Annotated in this window: 19 protein-coding genes and 3 pseudogenes; 12 read left to right on the top strand and 10 right to left on the bottom strand. The window is 59.1% G+C overall.

Annotated features, from left to right (window positions below; translation table 11 throughout):
• The first annotated feature begins 45 nt into the window (after nt 1-45).
• The 5 genes and pseudogenes from M0D64_RS06660 (at nt 46) to M0D64_RS06640 (ending at nt 2,460) form a co-directional block, all read left to right on the top strand.
• Nucleotides 46-243, top strand: coding sequence for a hypothetical protein (locus tag M0D64_RS06660; protein WP_266257072.1), 198 nt, complete (start codon nt 46-48; stop codon nt 241-243).
• Nucleotides 244-484: 241 nt separating this feature from the next.
• Nucleotides 485-1,027, top strand: a complete 543-nt coding sequence (locus tag M0D64_RS06655; RefSeq protein ID WP_266257071.1) for a phasin family protein — start codon at nt 485-487, stop codon at nt 1,025-1,027.
• Nucleotides 1,028-1,224: 197 nt separating this feature from the next.
• On the top strand, nt 1,225-1,968 hold the full coding sequence (gene phbB, locus M0D64_RS06650; protein WP_266257070.1) for an acetoacetyl-CoA reductase: 744 nt from the start codon (nt 1,225-1,227) through the stop codon (nt 1,966-1,968).
• Nucleotides 1,969-2,026: 58 nt separating this feature from the next.
• Nucleotides 2,027-2,203, top strand: a pseudogene (locus tag M0D64_RS06645) (IS6 family transposase); the annotation flags it as partial.
• 62 nt (nt 2,204-2,265) lie between these two features.
• On the top strand, nt 2,266-2,460 hold the full coding sequence (locus M0D64_RS06640) for a hypothetical protein (RefSeq protein WP_266257240.1): 195 nt from the start codon (nt 2,266-2,268) through the stop codon (nt 2,458-2,460).
• 263 nt (nt 2,461-2,723) lie between these two features.
• On the opposite strand, the gene M0D64_RS06635 is transcribed toward M0D64_RS06640, so the two are convergent.
• Nucleotides 2,724-2,942 carry a hypothetical protein gene (locus M0D64_RS06635; protein ID WP_266257069.1) on the bottom strand — a complete coding sequence of 73 codons (219 nt, stop codon included), beginning with the start codon at nt 2,940-2,942 and terminating at the stop codon, nt 2,724-2,726.
• Here M0D64_RS06635 and M0D64_RS06630 point away from each other — a divergent pair.
• Nucleotides 2,941-3,240: an antitoxin Xre/MbcA/ParS toxin-binding domain-containing protein gene (locus M0D64_RS06630; protein WP_266257068.1), complete on the top strand. Its 300-nt coding sequence runs from the start codon at nt 2,941-2,943 to the stop codon at nt 3,238-3,240. The genes M0D64_RS06635 and M0D64_RS06630 overlap by 2 nt on opposite strands.
• Before the next feature lie 233 nt (nt 3,241-3,473).
• The gene (locus M0D64_RS06625) at nt 3,474-3,872 is read left to right on the top strand and encodes a CHRD domain-containing protein (protein ID WP_266257067.1); all 399 of its coding nucleotides are present in this window, start codon (nt 3,474-3,476) and stop codon (nt 3,870-3,872) included.
• A gap of 46 nt (nt 3,873-3,918) precedes the next feature.
• Here M0D64_RS06625 and M0D64_RS06620 read toward each other — a convergent pair whose 3' ends face one another.
• The 5 genes from M0D64_RS06620 to M0D64_RS06600 all read right to left on the bottom strand — a co-directional run bounded on the left by M0D64_RS06620 (nt 3,919) and on the right by M0D64_RS06600 (nt 8,095).
• Nucleotides 3,919-4,611, bottom strand: a complete 693-nt coding sequence (locus tag M0D64_RS06620; RefSeq protein ID WP_266257066.1) for a cytochrome b/b6 domain-containing protein — start codon at nt 4,609-4,611, stop codon at nt 3,919-3,921.
• Nucleotides 4,608-4,733: a hypothetical protein gene (locus tag M0D64_RS06615; RefSeq protein ID WP_266257065.1), complete on the bottom strand. Its 126-nt coding sequence runs from the start codon at nt 4,731-4,733 to the stop codon at nt 4,608-4,610. Before M0D64_RS06615 ends, M0D64_RS06620 begins: the two co-directional genes overlap by 4 nt.
• An 89-nt stretch (nt 4,734-4,822) precedes the next feature.
• Entirely contained in the window at nt 4,823-5,968 is a 1,146-nt protein-coding gene (locus M0D64_RS06610) for an MFS transporter (protein ID WP_266257064.1), read from the bottom strand.
• 126 nt (nt 5,969-6,094) lie between these two features.
• The gene (locus M0D64_RS06605; protein WP_266257063.1) at nt 6,095-6,841 is read right to left on the bottom strand and encodes an SDR family oxidoreductase; all 747 of its coding nucleotides are present in this window, start codon (nt 6,839-6,841) and stop codon (nt 6,095-6,097) included.
• A 132-nt stretch (nt 6,842-6,973) separates the two neighbouring features.
• Nucleotides 6,974-8,095 carry an alkene reductase gene (locus M0D64_RS06600; RefSeq protein WP_266257062.1) on the bottom strand — a complete coding sequence of 374 codons (1,122 nt, stop codon included), beginning with the start codon at nt 8,093-8,095 and terminating at the stop codon, nt 6,974-6,976.
• Between the two features lie 151 nt (nt 8,096-8,246).
• Here M0D64_RS06600 and M0D64_RS06595 point away from each other — a divergent pair, with 151 nt between their 5' ends.
• Nucleotides 8,247-8,876, top strand: coding sequence for a TetR/AcrR family transcriptional regulator (locus M0D64_RS06595; protein WP_266257061.1), 630 nt, complete (start codon nt 8,247-8,249; stop codon nt 8,874-8,876).
• A gap of 110 nt (nt 8,877-8,986) precedes the next feature.
• Here the strand turns inward: M0D64_RS06595 and M0D64_RS06590 are convergent.
• A pseudogene (locus tag M0D64_RS06590) lies at nt 8,987-9,219 on the bottom strand (IS5/IS1182 family transposase); the annotation flags it as partial.
• A gap of 99 nt (nt 9,220-9,318) precedes the next feature.
• Between M0D64_RS06590 and M0D64_RS06585 the strand changes: the two are divergent.
• Nucleotides 9,319-9,576, top strand: a pseudogene (locus M0D64_RS06585) (helix-turn-helix domain-containing protein); the annotation flags it as partial.
• Nucleotides 9,577-9,606: 30 nt separating this feature from the next.
• On the opposite strand, the gene M0D64_RS06580 reads toward M0D64_RS06585, so the two are convergent.
• Complete coding sequence (locus tag M0D64_RS06580) at nt 9,607-10,968, bottom strand: aromatic acid/H+ symport family MFS transporter (protein ID WP_266257060.1); 1,362 nt, start codon at nt 10,966-10,968, stop codon at nt 9,607-9,609.
• Between the two features lie 571 nt (nt 10,969-11,539).
• Here M0D64_RS06580 and M0D64_RS06575 point away from each other — a divergent pair.
• Both M0D64_RS06575 and M0D64_RS06570 read left to right on the top strand, forming a co-directional pair.
• Complete coding sequence (locus tag M0D64_RS06575) at nt 11,540-13,498, top strand: NAD(P)/FAD-dependent oxidoreductase (protein WP_266257059.1); 1,959 nt, start codon at nt 11,540-11,542, stop codon at nt 13,496-13,498.
• Between the two features lie 73 nt (nt 13,499-13,571).
• Nucleotides 13,572-14,300, top strand: coding sequence for an alpha/beta fold hydrolase (locus tag M0D64_RS06570; RefSeq protein WP_266257058.1), 729 nt, complete (start codon nt 13,572-13,574; stop codon nt 14,298-14,300).
• 149 nt (nt 14,301-14,449) lie between these two features.
• Here the strand turns inward: M0D64_RS06570 and M0D64_RS06565 are convergent, their stop codons facing one another.
• Both M0D64_RS06565 and M0D64_RS06560 read right to left on the bottom strand, forming a co-directional pair.
• Complete coding sequence (locus M0D64_RS06565; RefSeq protein WP_266257057.1) at nt 14,450-15,283, bottom strand: alpha/beta hydrolase; 834 nt, start codon at nt 15,281-15,283, stop codon at nt 14,450-14,452.
• A 144-nt stretch (nt 15,284-15,427) separates the two neighbouring features.
• Nucleotides 15,428-16,432, bottom strand: coding sequence for a LysR family transcriptional regulator (locus M0D64_RS06560; RefSeq protein ID WP_266257056.1), 1,005 nt, complete (start codon nt 16,430-16,432; stop codon nt 15,428-15,430).
• Between the two features lie 895 nt (nt 16,433-17,327).
• Between M0D64_RS06560 and M0D64_RS06555 the strand changes: the two genes are divergently transcribed.
• Nucleotides 17,328-18,089 carry an SDR family oxidoreductase gene (locus M0D64_RS06555; protein ID WP_266257055.1) on the top strand — a complete coding sequence of 254 codons (762 nt, stop codon included), beginning with the start codon at nt 17,328-17,330 and terminating at the stop codon, nt 18,087-18,089.
• The last annotated feature ends 147 nt before the right edge of the window (nt 18,090-18,236 follow it).

Here is an 18,236-nt window from a genome sequence, read left to right as displayed (position 1 = left end):
GTAATTAATGCTCCCGACGCATACAGACTAAATGGAGGAGACGATATGCTGAGTCCCCATGAATTCGCCACCTTAATGCTCATCAAGGACGCGCCGGATCAGATCGAACTGGGACGCGCCGAACTCGATGCGCTGCTGGAGCGTCAACTCATATCACTGGAACGCCTCGCGTCGGGCCATCCACGTCCTCATGTCACAAGCGAAGGCGCTTCCATTCTCAAGGTCGTCGCGCGTAGGCGCTAGGAAGTTGCGGCGCGCTCGCCGCACCACGCGGCGAGCGCGCCGAAGACAAAGTAAGCGAAGCAGCTTTAGTTGGACTTTAAGGCGTAGTACCTCTTGCTGTAACGACCCTCCGAAGTATTCGCGACGCATGCTGCCTGGCAGGCGTCCTTGCGCTTCGGTCCATCCATTATCGTCATTCGCCGTGCTACATCCGGTCGATCGGGGCTTCGCGCGGCGTACTGAATCCTGAGGAATTTCAACAATGGCTCTATTGGGTCCCGAGCAAATCGCCGCATCACAGAAGGCCAGCCTCGACGCATTCTTCGGATTGACCGGCAAGGTCTTTGAAGGCGTCGAAAAACTGGTCGCACTGAACCTGCAGGTCGTCAGGTCCACGCTGGCGGAATCGAAGGAGAACCTGACAAAGGCGCCCGGTACAACAGACCCGCAGCAGTGGCTCACGCTGCAAGCCGGTTTCACCGCGCCTTTCGCGGAGAAATCACTGTCATACGGCCGTCAACTGTTCGACATCGCGTCAACGACGCAGGCTGAGGTTGCGCAACTCGCACAGACGCAGTACGAACGGTATAACGCACGCGTGCAGGAATTCATCGAGGAAGCGTCGAAGAGTGCCCCTGCGGGTTCAGAAGCGGCCATCGCCGCGTGGAAGACCGCAATCAGCGCCACCACCACGCTGTACGAATCGCTGCAGAAGACGGGACAACAGGCCGTGGAGATGGCCGGGACCAATCTCGAAGCCGTCACGGCCCCAGCGTCCAGGGCCGCCAAACGTAGTGCTGCCTAGTCGGCTGCCATAGCCGCGAGCGCGGAGCACCAAGACTCACGCGGGCAGCGATGCCCGCGTTATCGGTTTCGCATATATATGTAGGATTCCTTTTATTCATTCTGGATATGGGTCCTGCATTTCAACGCATCCAATTTTTGACTGAAGGCAGTGTTGCTCCAGATGAGCACGCCGCCGGTATTTGTGAGGACGATTCGATGGAAAAGCAGATCGCGGTAGTAACGGGCGGCATGGGTGGACTGGGTGAGGCGATCAGCATCAAGTTGCATGACGCCGGTTATGCGGTCGTCGTCACCTATTCGCCCGGCAACACCGGTGCGAACGAGTGGCTCGCGCGCATGGAAGCCGAGGGACGACAGTTCCGCGCATACACAGTCGACGTCGCCGACTACGACTCGTGCGAAAGATGCATGACGCAAATCAGCGCTGAAGTCGGACCGGTCGACATCCTGATCAACAACGCCGGCATCACGCGCGACGCCAGCTTCAAGAAGCTCGACAAGGTCAATTGGGACGCGGTCATCCGGACCAACCTCGATTCGGTGTTCAACATGACGAAGCCGGTGTGCGACGGCATGGTCGAGCGTGGCTGGGGCCGCATCATCAACGTGTCGTCGATCATCGGCTCCAAGGGCGGGTTCGGTCAGACCAACTATGCCGCGGCGAAGGCCGGCATGCATGGCTTCACGAAATCACTGGCGCTTGAGGTGGCGAAAAAAGGCGTCACCGTCAACACGATCTCGCCCGGCTATATCGCGACCAAGATGGTGATGGCGGTGCCCGAGGAAATCCGCGAGACGAAGATCATTCCGCAGATTCCGGTCGGCCGGCTCGGGCAACCGGACGAAGTTGCCGCCCTCGTGCTGTACCTGTGTTCGCGCGAAGCGGGCTTCGTGACCGGGGCCAACATCGCGATCAACGGAGGGCAACACCTGCAGTGAACCCGAGAGATCGGCAAGGCTTTGTCACGTTGCCAAGGTGGTCGCGTAGAATCGGGAGATGAATAATTCCAGATCGCTCTATCACGGTCATCGCTTTCCGGCGGTGGTGATCAGTTGTGCCGTTCGCTGGTACTTTCGGTTTCAGTTGAGCTTGCGCGACATTGAAGAGTTACTGTTCGAGCGCGGCATCGTGGTGAGTTGCGAAACCGTGCGCCGCTGGTGCGATAAATTTGGCACAGGGTTCGCGCATCGCGTCGAGGCTGTGCCAGATATCGCGAGGTCATCAATGAGATCGTATTGCGCATCGTGCGCGATCGGCAATCGCCGACGACGGTCATCGCGGAGTTCGTCCTCGGTCCTGAGGACATCATCCGACTCGTTCAGGTGGTGAAGGAGGATCTCGCGCGGCTCGGCGAACACAACTTCGCCCGCTATCGCGTGACCCTTGAACAGGTCTGCACGTCGATCGCAGACGGGCGGCCGCAAGGCTGAAAGACGCCCGGCAATCAACGAGGGGCGCTGAGGGGCTGCGCACGAAGGCCCGCCGGGCAGGGCCTGGTGGGGCGTGCTTGACATAAAATCTGGTGTCACCCCTGACCGTGTCGGGGCCGATCCGCTACACCGGCGTGACTTTTCGACGGGGGCCATCGCATGGGCACAACGGGCACACTTGCATTTCATCAGTCAACCGGGCCAGGTGAGCCGTCGTGGCGGCTGTATGAGGAGCTGTTCGAAGCGGGAGCGTCTACCTGGCGCTAGACGGCGTCAGCGTCGAACTGCGTACGTGTGAACAGGGTGGCGCTGACGTGGTCGTACGACTGCCGGTCGGGACGGCCACCCAGCTTGGCCTCCATACCAGCGTGCCGCCGGGCCTCCGGGAACGGGCGTGCGACGCCGGCAAGCCATAACGGCCACGTGTCACCCTGACGGACGACTGGATCGGGGCAACCCTCACCGCTTCGGGAAATGGCCATGGACGACGCAACGATCCAGACACTGGTGGCGGTAGCGCTCACGGCACAGGACAGTTCCGGCCAACAGGCACTGCGCGCGCTCGCCGACGGCTGTGGGCTCATCGCGCAGGTGCAGATGATGGTCGACGACAGTGGCGACCCGGCAGGGTTTGACGCGTCAGGCTGGACTTGCGCATGGCTCATGCAGTCCAACCCGGCCCTCGGAGGACAGCGCCCGGTCGGCTACCTGGCGACCCGGGACGGCCGCGACCGCATCGCGAATCTGCTCGCCATGGCGCAAAGTGGTGCGTACGGCTAGCGCAGAATCTGCCGTGCCCCTTCCTTCACCGGGGCGGCCCGCCAGACCGGCAGCATCCAGTCGAAGGAGGTGAAATGTGACCCACGGACCGGACCGCCATCCCGCTCAGTTGCTCAGGGGATCATCGGCCAGCCGGACCTGCCCGTGCCGGTCGACGACATTACGCAGGCCTGCGCCGCAGTCTGCACCCCCCAGCCCTTATCCTGCTCACCGGTCTCGTTCTATCGGGCACGATGACGCTCGCGCAATCGGCACCGGTTTCTTTCACGGTACCGCTGACGGGCGATCAGCAGGTGCCTCCAGTGCAAACACCGGGCAGTGGCACCGCTAACCTCACTTACGACTCCGGTACGCACGTCGTGATGTGGAACATTACCTATAGCGGCTTGACGAGTCAGGCGGCCATGGCGCACTTCCACGGCCCAGCCCCGGCCGGGAAAAATGCTGGCGTAAAAGTCTGGCTGTCGCAGAAAGGGACCATGGAAGTGACAAGTCCGTTCAGCGGTCAAGCAACGCTGTCTGGGGACGACGTCCAGATGTTCGAATCCGGCAACATGTACATCAACGTCCACACAAAGACCAATCCGGGCGGCGAGATTCGCGGCCAGGTCCTGCCGCCGAAGAGCAACTAGCGAAACCGCTGGCGCCGGGCCCTGTTATATACCGGTCGCGACAGGCTCAGAGGTAGGCCGCGAGCAGCACTACCACGGCGGCGCCGATCCCGAGCGGCAGCAGCGCCAGCCAAGCTGGCGCTTGCCGCGGTGCGGCCACCGAAGCCGGTAACGCCTTGTAGCCGTTTAGCATCGGACGCAGCAGGTTGTGTCCCTTCACCACCGCATAGATCGCGATCACAAGCACGTGCAGAGCGACGGCGGCCAGCAGCGCATCCCACACCACCGCGTGCAGCGTCGAGATCGCATTGGCGATCCAGGCGGGTACCCTTTCGCTCAACGACCCCTCGTCCGCAACCTCGTTGTAGACATAGAGACCGCTTAACGTCTCCAGCAACAATAATGTGAGTAGCACCAAAACCATCCAGCCGCCCGCCGCGTTGTGGCCCACCTGCACATCCGGCTCACGGCGAAACAGGCGCGACAGATGCCGCAACGCAGAGGCCGGCGAAGCCACGAAGCTTCTGAACCGCGCGGTCTCGCTACCGAAGCAACCCCATAGCACCCTGAAGAGCAGCAACGCCAGCAGCGCTTCGCCACTGCGCACGTGCCAGCCGATCCAGTTGAGCTTCAGCGTCGCATAGGCCGCAGCGACCAGCACCACCATCAGCCAATGAAACAGCCGGGTCGGAACATCCCACACGAGCACGCGGCGACCAACCGGTTGCACCGCAGGCGTAACAGGTTCGTCAGCGTTCATACGTCGCACCTCCGCAAGCAAGCGTCCGCCAAGCTCTTGGCAATGGTAAGGCTGTCGCGCTCCAGCAGCGAGATATTGACGTCGGGATAGCGCTCGCTGAAGGATTGGACGATGGTCGTCATCACCGGCACCGTTATGGCATGTCGCTTTTCTGATTGAGCCGCTAGTGTTAGCGGAAGGGCATATCTCCAGCAACTCCTGCCTGTCAAACTCAGGGCGCCGTACCGACTGGAATTCTCAGTTTGGCACTGTGGATTCCAATCGCAACAGCAGCGCCAACCATGGCAAACAAAGGCAGCGACGTGGGTGCGAGGTAAGCACTCAATAAGACGGAACCAACCACGGCGCCGATTGCACCGCCGAGATAATTGATCGATGAATTCCAAGCCAGAGCGGCCACGGCATTCGATGGGTCATGGTTCATGAGTGCGTGTTGTTGAGGAGCAATTGTTGCCCAGCCCGCCAGGCCCCAGATGAAACAACCCACAGCCGCGCCGGCTATGCCTGCGTATCCCACCAGCAGGTAACTTATCACTATCGTGCACAGTAGCATGGGCGTGACACGAGAGGGCGGCAGATGATGGTCGATCACCTTGCCAATGCACAACGATCCAATCATTCCGCCGACACCCCACAACCAGATCAACGTTCCGACACGATCGTTCATGCCTCTGGACATCATGACTTCTGCAATATAGGTATAGAGCCCGAGCGCTGAGAACGAGGTGAAGAACGTAACAGACAACGTTGCCAGAGTGAATGGCGTCCTGAGCGCAGACAACCGCGCTTTCCAGTCGATAGTCCGCACCTTCGGTAGTTCTGCTCTGTAGAGCACCACGCCAGCAGCGGCAATCAACCCGAGGAGAACGAGCAGAGCGATGGTCCACCTCCATCCGAAGCACTTCTCGATGGCGAGACCTACGGGAACGCCGAAAGCACTCCCCGATCCCAGTCCGCCCAACACGGTGGACAGCGCTCGACCCTTTTGAGAGGCTTCGACCATATTGGCCGCCGTGGAAGACGCAAGCGGCGAGAAGATGCCGGCACCCAAGCCAGCGATTGCTCTCGAGAATAACAGGACCTGCAAGGACGACGACATGATCGTCAAGATGTTGCCGAGCGTGAACAGGCTCAGACCTGCGAGCAGGCCGAGCCTCGTCGATCGGCGCGCAGCGAGCGGGGAAAGCGTCGGTGCACTCACGGCATACGCAGCCGTGAAAATAGCTATACCAAGGCCAACAGATGCTTGCGGTACGTGAAGGTCATGCGCCATGGCGGGCAGAAGCCCGGCCAGTACGTACGCGTCGAGCCCGAGAGCAAAGGCCCCGAGCGTAAAGGGCCAAAGAATTCGTATCACTTGTATTCTCTGCGGTGTCGTCCCACTCGCTCCGCGAGAGCGCCCCGCGTTGCATATCGCGACGCGAGGCGCTCAGGCGTTTGTGCGCGGTTCTGGATCGAAGCTGCTGACCGTGTCTTCCGGCGTTTAGCCGGCGGCCATCATGTCGTTGAACTGGTTAACCCACGCGTGCTCGTTGGGCCCCGGATTGGCGCGCATGTTCACGGCCGGACCCACGAGTATTTCGTTGGCCTCCGTGCCTAGTTGTTCGATCGCGCCTGCAACGAATTCATCAAGGGGCATCGCGCGCTCTTCCTCGCTGCTGTTCATCAGCTCGGTACGGACCCAGGGCGGCGCGATCTCGATGAGCGAAACCTTGCTGTCCCGAAGCAGATAGCGTTGTGAGAGCGTGTATGAATGCAATGCTGCCTTGGTCGCGCTGTACACCGCCGTGATCGCCATCGGCACGAAGCCGAGTACCGATGTGACATTTGCCACGACCGCGCCGTCCCGAGCCTTCAGGTGCTCGATCAGTGCCGAGGTCATGCGGATCGGCCCAAGCAGGTTCGTGTCGACGGTCGAGCTCAGCAGTTCGTCATCGACCGGGCCCTCGGCGCCGTCGGGAAACATGATGCCGGCGTTGTTGACCAACACGTTCAGACCGGGATAGTCGGCGATCAGCCTCGCGGCGACAGCCTTGATATCCGCCGGATCGGTGATGTCGAGCGACACCGCCCGCATGCCTGGGTTCGCATCGATGGTCGCTTGCAGACGCTCGGCGCGCCGGCCGGAGATGATCACCTGATTGCCTTGCTTGTGCAGCGCTTCAGCGAGACCGCGGCCGATACCCGAGCCGCCGCCGGTGATAAAAATTGTGTTGCCCGTGAGTTTCATGATTAGCTCAAATAGAAATGACGAGTGGCGTCAATGCCGAAAGATGTTTCCGAACAGCTTCGGGCGCGAGGGCCCGATTGGCTGCTTCGGTGCTGGTCTTGATCGTTTTCCGCAGACGTGAGTGGCGGCACGTTATGCCGGCACAGCCTGAAACTCGGGATAGTCGGTGTAGCCCTCGGCTGTTGGGCCATAGACCTTTGGCCAGTTGATTTCGGCAAGCGGCGCATCGGCGGCGAAGCGCGCCGGCAGATCCGGATTGCCGATGAACGGGCGGCCAAAGGCGACCATATCGACCAGTCCCGCTTCGATCAGCCGATTACCGCGCGCACGATCGATATCGACGTTCGCAATGATGTTGCCGCGGTAGAGTTCGCGGAAATGGCGGAACATGCCGTCGCGTGCCATGGCGGCCAGTGGCGTCGCCGACAGGTCGGCCATTGCTCCCATCAGCAGCAGATGTGAGAGATCGAAATCGTTGAGCCGCCCAATCGCATATTCGGAGGTAGCAAGCGTTTCGTCATTGGAAACGAACGCGCCCGTCTCCGACGTCGCGGGTCCCGTCTTGATGCCGGTGCGCTGCGCTCCAACTGCATCGACCACCGTTTCCACGACTTCGAAAAGAAACCGCGCACGGTTCTCCGTCGAACCGCCGTATTCATCTGTACGTAGATTGGTGTGAACGTTGAGGAACTGATTGAACAGGTAGTGATAGCCGCCTTGGATCTGCACGCCGTCAAAGCCGGCGGCGATCGCGTTGCGCGCAGCCCGGCCAAAATCGGCGACCGTGCGACGGATCTCGTCTTTTTCCATGGGGCGCGGGACCACAGTGTCTTTGCGACCTGCCGCGGTCACGCTCTGCTGCTCCGGATTGACCGCTGAAGCGGATGGCGGCGCCTTGCCGGCGTCGAAATCCGGATGCCCTATTGAACCGGTATGCCAGAGTTGGGCGACGATCCGACCGCCCGCGCGGTGCACAGCGTCCGTCACCACGCGCCAGCCGCGCACCTGAGCATCACTCCAGAGTCCGGGCACGTCTGCCCAGCCAACGGCCTCGCGGCTCACGAACACCCCTTCGCTGATGATCAACCCCGCCGAAGCGCGCTGCGCGTAGTACTCGGCGTGCAAAGCCGTCGGGGCAAGCTCGGGATTGGCCGCGCGCATGCGCGTCAGCGACGCCATGACGACACGATTGGGCAGATCGAGGTGCCCTAGCCGAACCGGCTGGAGCAGGGGTTGGTTACTTTCGATGTTCATGATTTTTCCCACGGGATTGATGGATTTGCCTGGTCACAATGGTGATTGACAGCGAGTTTGGAGGGTGGAATTCGAAAAGTCAATGTCGATCGTAATTGTTTTTTTCAAAGATGGTTATAATTGAACTAACAACGATCGGGAGCATTGAACGATGGGTGTCACGAAACAGCAGGCGGTGGAAAACCGGAAGGCCATCATTGCGGCCGCAGAGAAGTTGTTCCGTGAGCATGGAATCGATGGTGTGGGCGTTAGCGTTCTGATGAAGGCCGCGGGCTTTACCCAAGGCGGGTTTTACAACCACTTCAAATCGAAGGAGGCGCTGGCCGCTGAGGTTGTGGCGACTGCGATGGACAAGGCTAACGGTGACCTGAAGGAAGCCATTGCCGCGCCGATTGTGCCGGACAGCAACCGGCTGAGCCGACAGGTGGACTTTTACCTGTCCGTCACGCATTGCAGTGATATCGAGCAGGGTTGCGCAGTCGCCGGCCTCACTGCGGACGTCCGCCGGCTTGGTCATGAGGCACAGTTGCACTTTGCAAGCGGCCTGCAGACTATGATTGAAACGTTGACAGGGCTCGTCATGGAACAGCGCTCCGAAGGCAAAAATACGGATGAAGCGCGCCAGGGGGCAATCGCGTTCTACAGTCAGATGGTCGGTGCGCTCACCCTTTCGCGGGCGGTAGCCAGCGCCAATCCTCAGCTCGGAGATGAAATACTGAACGCGAGCCGCCGGATGCTGCTTAGGAATTTCGCGCTGGAAGAGGGCTCGGACGCTCGTTGAAGCGTGTCGTGTAACGGACGGATTTTGGCCGGGAAGGGCGGATTCTGAAAAAACCGCTTTGCATCTAGCTGCACCGGCGGTTTCTGGCGCGGGTCGCCTCGGTCGTGTACGCCACTGGGTCCGCGCAATTGCAGACGATCCAGCTTCAATATCCATTTCAAATGCGCGAACGACATCTTGACCTTCCTGCACCTCGACGAGAGCGCTCATATGCAGGGATTTTGGCAATGGATCAGGTCTTGTCCCATGCTTACTCATAAACACTGCGTGCGATTTTGTGTATTGCTATGTTCGGGCGGCATTGGTTCTTCATGGCGCACGTAGCGCAGTCCGTCTGGAGCGATGGCGACTCTTGCACAGATGGCCAGCGGATTCATCCGGTGACCATCACGCTCATTGCGTATTCGCTCGTATGGAGTGGTATGTTTCAAGAGTTATCGCTCTGGCCGAGGCCGTTCATCTGAGTCCGCGCCAGTTTAGCCGCGTGTTCACACTCGAAACGGGACAGTCTCCAGCCAAAGCCATCGAAAGACTGCGACTGGAGGCTGCGCGGCTGATGATCGAACAGAGCCGACATCCGCTTGATGTCGCCGCCAGAGAGTCCGGTTTTCGCGATCGCCGCCATCTGCGTGACGCGTTCATGCGCGGGTTTGGCGTTCCGCCCAATGCGGTCCGACGCGACTCGCGGATGGATGTCTGAAGAAGCATCTAGAAAACGTCGTCCGAAATGCTATTCCACCGCGGGCGTCAATTTGGCGTCCTCGATGTTCGACGTGCGCACGCGTCTGGCCGTTGCATAGACGCCGCATGCGGCAATCATCGCGGGCACGGCGAGCAGGCTAAACACCGAACCAAATTGCCAGCCCAATCCCATCAGCGCGGCACCTACCAGCGCGCCCGTCACACCGCCGATGCGTCCCATGCCGATCATCCACGCTACGCCCGTCGCGCGCCCTTCCGTCGGATAGAAGTTCGCGGCAAGCGCGGACATTGACGTGACTGCGGACGTAGCGACGGTTCCCGTCAGGAAGATCAGTGTGCCGAGCCACAGTTGATGCCCGATGCCGTGTCCCACCAGCATGACCAGCACCGCCGACACGACGTATGTGCAGGCGATTACACGATTGGCCTTGAAGCGGTCCATCAGCCAGCCGACACCAAGATTGCCTGCCACACCGCCGATCGGAAACAGCGATGTCATCAGCGCGGCGTTCTGGCCTGAAAATCCCGCGTCCCTGAAAAGCGTAGGTAGCCAGTTCGTCAGCAGGTAATAGATCAGCAGGCCCATGAAGTACGCGAGCCATAGCATTAGCGTGCCGAAGCGATAGCGTGACGACAGCACAACCCGCAATGCGGATCCGCGATTCTCCACCGTTGCGTCAATCGCGACAAAGCGGCATTCGTCAAAACGTGCGTCTCCTGCGATGCGCGAAAGAACGCGCGCGATGCGTGCGTGGCCGTGTTCTCTCGTCACCATGAACTGCGCGGATTCGGGCAGCAACATAACGAGCACGAAGGTCAGTGCGATAGGCCCGACGCCGCCTGCTACCAGCACGCTTTGCCAGCCGAAGTGGGGTATGAGCCACGCTGACGACACCGCGCCAATCGCAACGCCGCACGAAAAGCCGGAGAACATTGCATTCACAACAACGGCGCGAATGCGCGCAGGCGCGTATTCGGACATCAACGTGACCGCGTTTGGCATCGCCGCGCCGAGACCCAGTCCCGTCATGAAGCGCATCAAAGTGAGCGATTCAATCGAAGGCGCATGTGCGGCGGCGAGACTCCACAGCCCGAAGAAAAATACCGATAAAACCAGCACCGTTCTGCGCCCGACGCGATCGGCAAGTGGTCCTGCACCCAACGCGCCGATGCCGAGCCCGACGAGCGCGGCGCTCATCACAGGCCCTAGCGCCGCACGCGCAACGCCCAATTCCTGCACCAGTGAAGGTGCGATGAAACCGACCGCGGCCGTGTCCATGCCATCGGCGGCCACGACCAGAAAGCACAGGACGAGAATGGTCCATTGAAAAGGCGAAAAACGTTGACTGTCGATGAAAGTTTGTACATCGACTGTGCGTTTGTTGTTCATTGCGCGTCTCCTTGAATACGGTTGAATAGCCATAACGTGCTGGGTATGGCTGCCGGCTTCACGCGAAAGGGCTGCATGTTGCGTCTCCGTGACTTTGTGTCCGCTGCGTGCTTTTGTTTTCTAGTGCAGCGCGGTGAGGATTCTGAATTTGACGGGCCGACGATTCTGCATTGTTGCGTAGCGATCACATGTATCGATGTCTGCAAACCGCGAGCTATTCCGAGGCGACGTCGCTCTCGGTGAGCCGCTGATCGTAGTCAGCAACGCTTTCGTCGTCCAACGGGCCTATACCTTGATTGGGTGAGTGTTGTCGCAATTCATTAGATCATTTCGCATCCGATTCGCTGTTTGTTCGAGGAAGCATAGCGGGGCATAAAAAGGCAACGCAAATGAGTTAATCAGATGAACCTGATCATAAATTCTGATGCGTCAATATCAGCTACGTGGTGACGTCACGCTTGTCCATTGTTCATCAAAATTGCTGATCGAATACATCAAGCGTTATCGCTGGTGAGATCTTCATTTCCATCTAGGATGAAGGCTCCACTACGTAAAACGGATCGGAGTGAATATGGAAAGCAATTTTGCAGAAGCAGCGCGCGATGAGCAGGCGTTGAAGTCCGCGCTCGACACTGCGGATATCGTTCCTGCGTTGATGACGCTGGTTTATCTGACTGGCGATTTTGAACTTCTCGACGAGGTTGCGCCGCATATCAAGGGAGCGTGGAACTTCCTTGAGTCGATCCCCGACGATCTGAAGGAGGAGATCAGATCGAAGCTGGTGGCGACACTGAAGCAATACGCCGCTGAAGGCGCGACCGTGCCGCGCACGCCTCATCGGCAAACCTTGCGCCGGATGATGAGTGCCAGTGTTGGAACCGAGGTTCCGGAAGAATATGTCTCGCTTTTCGTCGAGGAACTGCGCCTCGGCGACGTCGACACCCGCGCGTTGCAGTGGCGTACCGATCCGAAATCACTGTCACTTGATGACTTCAAGGTGGTGATCGTTGGGGCAGGGCTGTCTGGTGTTTGCACAGGCATCAGGCTCAAGGAGGCGGGTATTCCGTTTGTCATTCTCGAACGCAATGCGGGCCTGGGCGGGACATGGTACGAGAACGATTATCCGGGCGCCGGCGTGGATACGCCGAACCAGTTCTACTCCTATTCGTTCAACCCGAATCCGGACTGGTCACGGCATTTTTCCCGTCAAAACGAGATATTGAAATACATCAACGACACGGTGGACAAGTTCGGTCTTCGTGAGCATATCCGCTTTAACGTTGAGGTGACCAGTGCGAACTTTGACGAGGCCAGTGCACGTTGGCAAGTGAATTGCCGTTCGCAGGACGTGGAGTCCGAACAGCTCGAATGCAATGTTTTCATTACGGCCGCTGGGCACAACGTTGCGTCGACCCCAGCTTTCAAGGGGCTGGAGAGTTTCTCGGGCGACACGGTTCATACCGCTCACTGGAATCATGGCGTCGACGTGAACGGAAAGCGCGTTGCCATGATTGGCACAGGTGCCAGCGGAATGCAGGTCGGGCCGGCGATTGTTGACAAGGTCGAGCAGCTGACGATTTTCCAGCGCTCGCCACATTGGGCGATGGGGAACGCGAACTACCGTCGGGACACGACGGAGGGGCAGAGGTGGGCGCTGAAACACATTCCGCTCTTTAACGAATGGGCGCGTTTCCTCGTCTTCTGGGCTGCATCCGATGGCTTCCACAAGACACTGCATATCGATCCGGAATGGAGCCAACCCGCACTATCGCTCAACAGCGAAAATCACGCGATGCGAGAAAACATCATCGCGTACATGCACAACGAACTGGATGGGGACGAGGAACTGCTCAAAAAGTGCACACCAGACTATCCGCCGTATGGCAAGCGTCTGCTGCGTGACAACCATTGGTTCAGGATGCTGAAGCAGGACCACGTTGACTTGGTCGTCAACCCGATTTCTCATATCAGTAAGACGGGCGTCGTGACGACTGACGGCGTCGAGTATCCCGCTGACGTACTGGTATTCGCGACAGGTTTCAACGCGTCGAAGCTTCTGTGGCCGATGGAGATTCGTGGCCGGGATGGCGTGTCGATCCGCGACGTCTGGGGCGAGGACGATCCCCGTGCGTACAAGGGAATGACGGTGCCGGGGTTCCCGAACCTTTTTGTCATTGCCGGGCTGAATACGATCCTTTCGCACGGAGGGAGCGCGATATTTCACACCGAGTGCCAGGTTACGTACATTCTGAAAGCGGTACGGGAAATGATCGAGAGGGATCTGGCTTCGATCGAGGTGCGCGAAGAGATCTACAGCGGCTACAACGATGTGGTGGACGAGAAGCTGCGTAACATGGTGTGGTCCCATCGTGGTGTCACGAGCTGGTACAAGAACAAACGTAACCGGGTAACGATGACTTCACCGTGGCGACTGGTTGACTTTTGGGCGCTCACCCACGAATTCGAACTGGATGAGTTCATTGCCGTAGCAAATGTAGAGCGCGACGTCGCTGAACTTCAGACGGCTTGATCAAGTGACCTTATGGGTGGTCGAAATGCTATACGTCCATCACAAAACGATGGTGCATGGTGCCGAGTCTCGTATGCTTCGAGGTGGAACGGGAGATAAGGTGTTGTTCCTGCATGGTGCCGGCGGAATGACTGGCTGGCTGGACTATTTTGATAAGTTGGCTCACAGCTATGACGTTCTGGCGCCTGAGCATCCGGGTTTCGGAAAGAACGAGAGACCAGAGTGGATCGCGTCGGTTGCCGACCTGGCCCGCTACTACACTACGTTTTGCGCCAGTTTAGGAGGAATCCATCTTGTTGGTAGCTCGTTGGGTGGCTGGCTCGCGAGCAGATTGGCCATGCTGATGCCGGAAGCGATTCGCAGCCTGACACTGATTGCACCCGCAGGAATGCGCGCGCGGGCAGCGGGAAGCGGACCGGGCGCATTGCCTTCGCGCGCAGAACGTCTGCGACGATACTATTTCGATCAGTCGTTTGTCGAACGTGTTTTTGCACAGGATCCGCATGATATCCAGAAAATTGAATCTGGAAATTTGAAGACGAGCGAGCTACTTGGTGGTCCCGGATTCTACGATCCAACTTTGGAACTTGAACTCGGGAAGCTTAGCTGTCCAACGTTAGTCCTGTGGGGCGAAGAGGATCGTGTCGTGTCGGTCGAACTAGCGAAGCGGTGGGGCGATGCGATCGCTGGAGCGGAGGTGCACGTCTTTCCACGCTGTGGCCACTTGCCACATGTGGAGATGGCCGACGCCGCTGCGAGTTTGACGGAGGCATTCATCGAGCGAACAACTTCCATGAGCTAGAAGGGGCGTCGATTACACGAGATTTCTATCCCGCAAATTGCAACAAATGCAAGTTGAGGGTTCAGCCCAGCTTGCATTCGTCGTGTTACGGCGTTTGCCTCGCGATAGCCCTACCTTAGCATTTCGCTCCGTTCTGTAACGAAATGCGTTCAATAGTCGTCGACTGCGCGAGCTAACATCGAGGATTGCTGCACCGCGAGGTGCCGCTGGAGGAATTCGCTTGCCGCCAGCAGTGCGGGCGTGTGCGTCGCGATCTCGGCGTGCGTCGTGTTGGCATAGCGTGCGCATTCAGTGGGGACACCCGCGGCGATGAGTGACGCGGCGTAGCGTTCGGCTTCGATATGCAGCGGATCGTGCTCGACGCTGGCAATGAACGCCGCTGGCAAGTGCGCGAGGCGGCGCGACTCGAGCGGCGCGGCGTAGGGATGAAAGCGCTGCGTGAATGTGGGCAGGTACGCGCGGTAGCTGGCCGCCAGACCGTCGATGCCAGGCGTTGCATGCACCGTCTTATGACCGATGCGCGTCATGCTGGGGTCAAGCAGCGGCGCGAGCAGAACCTGAGCGCGGATGCTGGCGTCGCCGCGATCACGCGCAATGGCCGCCACGCAAGTCGCGATGTTCCCGCCGGCGTCGTGGCCGGCAACGGCCATATATCGCTTGTCCGCGCGAATACCGTTGGCTTCCGATCGTACCCACAGCAGCGCGCGATGCGCGTCTTCCACGGCATTCGGAAAGGGAAACGCGGGCGCGAGTGAGTAGCCGACGGAGACCACCCAGGCGCGCACGTGTAACGCGAGCACCTTGCACACGGCATTTGTTTCGTCAAGCGTGCCTGCGGTGAATCGGCCGCCGTGAAAGTAAAGGATGATCGCAAGCGGGCGCTTCTGTGCTCGCGGTCTGAAGCTGCGCACCGCAATGGGTTGGCTGTGTCCATTGATGCGAACTTCTTCGATCAGCAAATCCGGATGCGAAATGGTAGACATGCCATGCAACGCGCAGCGTTCTCGCCCTCAGGAACAATGCCCGAAGTTTGAGCTATACCGCTGGGCCGATAAATCTCGCACTCGCGTCAACTGTGTTCTCATGAAGAGAACAATGCTTCGTTGCTCCCGGTGGGCGTGCCTCTCTTATGCAATCGGCTCCGCTTCGTCGCCCGCAAGGTCGATCACCTCGGCGTCCTGGGCATCGATACTCGCGGGGCGGCACCGCGCTTCAGCTTCGGGCGTGCTGGACAACAACGGACTGTCGCGAAAGAGTTCGGAGATCCAGTCGATGAACGCGCGCACGGTTGCGGAGAGATGGCGGTTGTGTGGGTATACCGCGGAAATGGGTAGCGGCGGCGGTTTCCATTGCGACAGAATCTCGACCAGTGCCCCCGATTCGAGGTACGGCAACGCCATGAAACGGGCGCCCTGGACGATGCCGAGGTCGTGCAGCGCACTGCCGAGATGGGCCTCGGCGTCGTTCACCGCGATGGAGCCGCGCATCTTCATTTCGACCACTTTGCCTTCGGTTTCGAACGTGAATGGCATGATCCGACCCGTGCGGCCCCAGTAGTAGTTCACCGCACGGTGATTGGCGAGTTCGGCCAGCGTCCGCGGCGTACCGGCCTTCTCGAGATACCCCGGACTCGCGACGGTGACGCCCTGATAGACACCAACGCGTCTCGCCACGAGAGTCGAATCCTGCAAGGTGCCGATCCGCACCACGCAGTCGATGCCTTCCTGCACGAGATCCAAAGGCTTGTCCCCGAGGCCGAGCACCAGGTCAATTTCGGGATAGTGCTCGTGAAAGTCGCCCAGCGCAGGCATGACAATGAGGCGCCCGAGTGCCCCGGGCATGTCTACCCTCAGCTTGCCGCGCGGCGCTCGCTCTTTGCCCAGAAACGAGCTCTCGATGTCGTCGATGTCCGCGAGCACACGCACGCACCGCTCGTAATAGGCAGCGCCGTCCGGCGTGAGGTTGAGGCTGCGCGTCGTCCGCTGCAGCAGACGTGTTTTCAGGTGCGCTTCGAGACTCTGGATGGTCACGGTCACCCGCGCGCGTGGCATATCTAAAGTCTCGGCCGCGCGCGTGAAGCTTTTTGTTTCGACTACGCGGGAAAATACTCTCATTGCCAGCACGATATCCATTGCCCACACCTCATTAGAATTACCGGTTAAAAATGCGGACGCCTCCCGACGCGCCGCAGGTGCGTGGGACAGCCCAGGAAACAGTGGGGCAGGCGAGGCGCCAGCGGCCGTCACGGTGCTCTGTTTCGGCGCGCGTTCGAGCCCGTCAAACCCAGCGTGCAGTCTAAACCGGGGCGACGAAGCCCACCATTGATGTCAACGTAGATCTTAGCTGGCGCAAGAAAATGACCTAAGCGGTGAATCGCTCCGCGCACGAATGTCTGCAATGACTGTGGTGTATAGAAGTCCCACGCCAAAATGCCCCACAAGGACTACTACAATGGCGTCAAGATTCACGCCGAGTCTTCGGAACGACAGTAGCTAGCGATAAGTTTTGAAGTGAGTTGCGCTGAAGATTCGCATTGCGTCACCGGTAGCATATCGATAGACCTCGCGACAGGTATCGCGCGACACAGTTCATGCCAGGCAGTTTTTGGCGCCGGAGAAGATCAGGCGCAGGGAGAGCGATCGGCATGGCGGTGGCCGCGTATGCGTTGCAGCGGCTATTGTTCAAGAGAATTAAATACACAATTTACTTGACAACCATGTGCTCCCACAGTTGCCGTCGTATGATCAATAAATGAACGGGTGCATACAGATTCAGGTAGGACTCGATTCTACGCAATAGTAATGCGCAGGCCACACACTGCCATTGTTCCGAGGAGGAACAAAAAAAGCGATTTCCAAGGGGAGTGAAGCTGCCAGGTGGCAGCGACAGTAGAGAGTTCCCTCGTGCGATCTATTTTGTTCCTCGAGACGACAATCGCCTCGTCCAGGTATGGGAGCATTCGAAATGCGTGTGCTGGGATAACTCAACGAGTGCGTCACTTTATCGACCTAACCGGGAGCAGATCACATGAAACTCAGCGGCAACACGATTTTTATCACCGGTGCGACCTCAGGCATCGGCCGCGCTCTCGCGGAAGCCTTTCACAGCCGGGGCAATAAAGTAATCATCAGTGGACGCCGCAGAGCATTGTTGGACGAAGTGGCGAAAGCGAACCCTGGAATCGACACGGTTGAACTTGACGTGAGCGACGCGGCGCAGATCCAGACCGTGGCTCGACATCTGACCGAGAAATATCCAGGCTTGAATGTCGTGATCAACAACGCCGGGATCATGCCGTTCGACGACGTCGCGGGACCGCTAGATGATGCACAAGCCGTGCATCTGATCAATACCAATCTGCTCGGGCCGGTGCGCGTGAGCGCGGCGTTTATCGAGCATCTGAAGAAGCAGCCCGAAGCCTTTATCATCAACAATAGCTCCGTACTCGGGTTTATCCCGATCGCGTCCAATGCTCTCTATTCCGCGACCAAGGCGGCGATTCACTCGTACTGTCTTTCGCAACGCTTCAAGTTGAGAAACACAAGCGTGAAAGTTCTGGAAATCGCGCCACCCTGGGTTGACACCGACCTGATTCATAAGAGCGGTGACGAGCGGGCGATGCCTCTGGATGCCTTTATCGCGGAGACGATGACTCTTCTCGAAACCGCGACCACTGAGGTCGTCGTTGAAGCGGGCAGGCAGTTGCGCGAAGGTGTAGGGCCGAACGAGCACGGCGTTGTCGATTACCTGAACCAGATGATCGAAGACAATCCTATCCCGACGGCATGATAGATGCGTCCGGCTGCAAGGCCGCCGGTGGCTAGTCGCCGCTCGTTCATCGCGGCGAGCGCGACAGTACCGGTGGACCTATATCGTGGGTGCCATCATTAGCCTTGCCATCAGGCCAGGCGCCATCGCCTTGATCGAATCGTGCCC

The organism is Paraburkholderia sp. WS6, from assembly GCF_030464835.1.
GTDB lineage: Bacteria > Pseudomonadota > Gammaproteobacteria > Burkholderiales > Burkholderiaceae > Paraburkholderia > Paraburkholderia madseniana.
This window is presented reverse-complemented; position numbering and strand designations above follow the sequence as displayed.

What these genes read in the sequence shown, in the direction of transcription:
- M0D64_RS06595 (WP_266257061.1), top strand. Translation starts at nt 8,247, where the DNA reads ATGGGTGTCACGAAACAGCAGGCGGTGGAAAACCGGAAGGCCATCATT.
- M0D64_RS06580 (WP_266257060.1), bottom strand. Translation starts at nt 10,968, where the DNA reads ATGAACAACAAACGCACAGTCGATGTACAAACTTTCATCGACAGTCAA.
- M0D64_RS06630 (WP_266257068.1), top strand. Translation starts at nt 2,941, where the DNA reads ATGGACGACGCAACGATCCAGACACTGGTGGCGGTAGCGCTCACGGCA.
- phbB (WP_266257070.1), top strand. Translation starts at nt 1,225, where the DNA reads ATGGAAAAGCAGATCGCGGTAGTAACGGGCGGCATGGGTGGACTGGGT.
- M0D64_RS06575 (WP_266257059.1), top strand. Translation starts at nt 11,540, where the DNA reads ATGGAAAGCAATTTTGCAGAAGCAGCGCGCGATGAGCAGGCGTTGAAG.
- M0D64_RS06625 (WP_266257067.1), top strand. Translation starts at nt 3,474, where the DNA reads ATGACGCTCGCGCAATCGGCACCGGTTTCTTTCACGGTACCGCTGACG.
- M0D64_RS06615 (WP_266257065.1), bottom strand. Translation starts at nt 4,733, where the DNA reads ATGACGACCATCGTCCAATCCTTCAGCGAGCGCTATCCCGACGTCAAT.
- M0D64_RS06635 (WP_266257069.1), bottom strand. Translation starts at nt 2,942, where the DNA reads ATGGCCATTTCCCGAAGCGGTGAGGGTTGCCCCGATCCAGTCGTCCGT.
- M0D64_RS06555 (WP_266257055.1), top strand. Translation starts at nt 17,328, where the DNA reads ATGAAACTCAGCGGCAACACGATTTTTATCACCGGTGCGACCTCAGGC.
- M0D64_RS06570 (WP_266257058.1), top strand. Translation starts at nt 13,572, where the DNA reads ATGCTTCGAGGTGGAACGGGAGATAAGGTGTTGTTCCTGCATGGTGCC.
- M0D64_RS06620 (WP_266257066.1), bottom strand. Translation starts at nt 4,611, where the DNA reads ATGAACGCTGACGAACCTGTTACGCCTGCGGTGCAACCGGTTGGTCGC.
- M0D64_RS06600 (WP_266257062.1), bottom strand. Translation starts at nt 8,095, where the DNA reads ATGAACATCGAAAGTAACCAACCCCTGCTCCAGCCGGTTCGGCTAGGG.
- M0D64_RS06605 (WP_266257063.1), bottom strand. Translation starts at nt 6,841, where the DNA reads ATGAAACTCACGGGCAACACAATTTTTATCACCGGCGGCGGCTCGGGT.
- M0D64_RS06565 (WP_266257057.1), bottom strand. Translation starts at nt 15,283, where the DNA reads ATGTCTACCATTTCGCATCCGGATTTGCTGATCGAAGAAGTTCGCATC.
- M0D64_RS06660 (WP_266257072.1), top strand. Translation starts at nt 46, where the DNA reads ATGCTGAGTCCCCATGAATTCGCCACCTTAATGCTCATCAAGGACGCG.
- M0D64_RS06560 (WP_266257056.1), bottom strand. Translation starts at nt 16,432, where the DNA reads ATGGATATCGTGCTGGCAATGAGAGTATTTTCCCGCGTAGTCGAAACA.
- M0D64_RS06655 (WP_266257071.1), top strand. Translation starts at nt 485, where the DNA reads ATGGCTCTATTGGGTCCCGAGCAAATCGCCGCATCACAGAAGGCCAGC.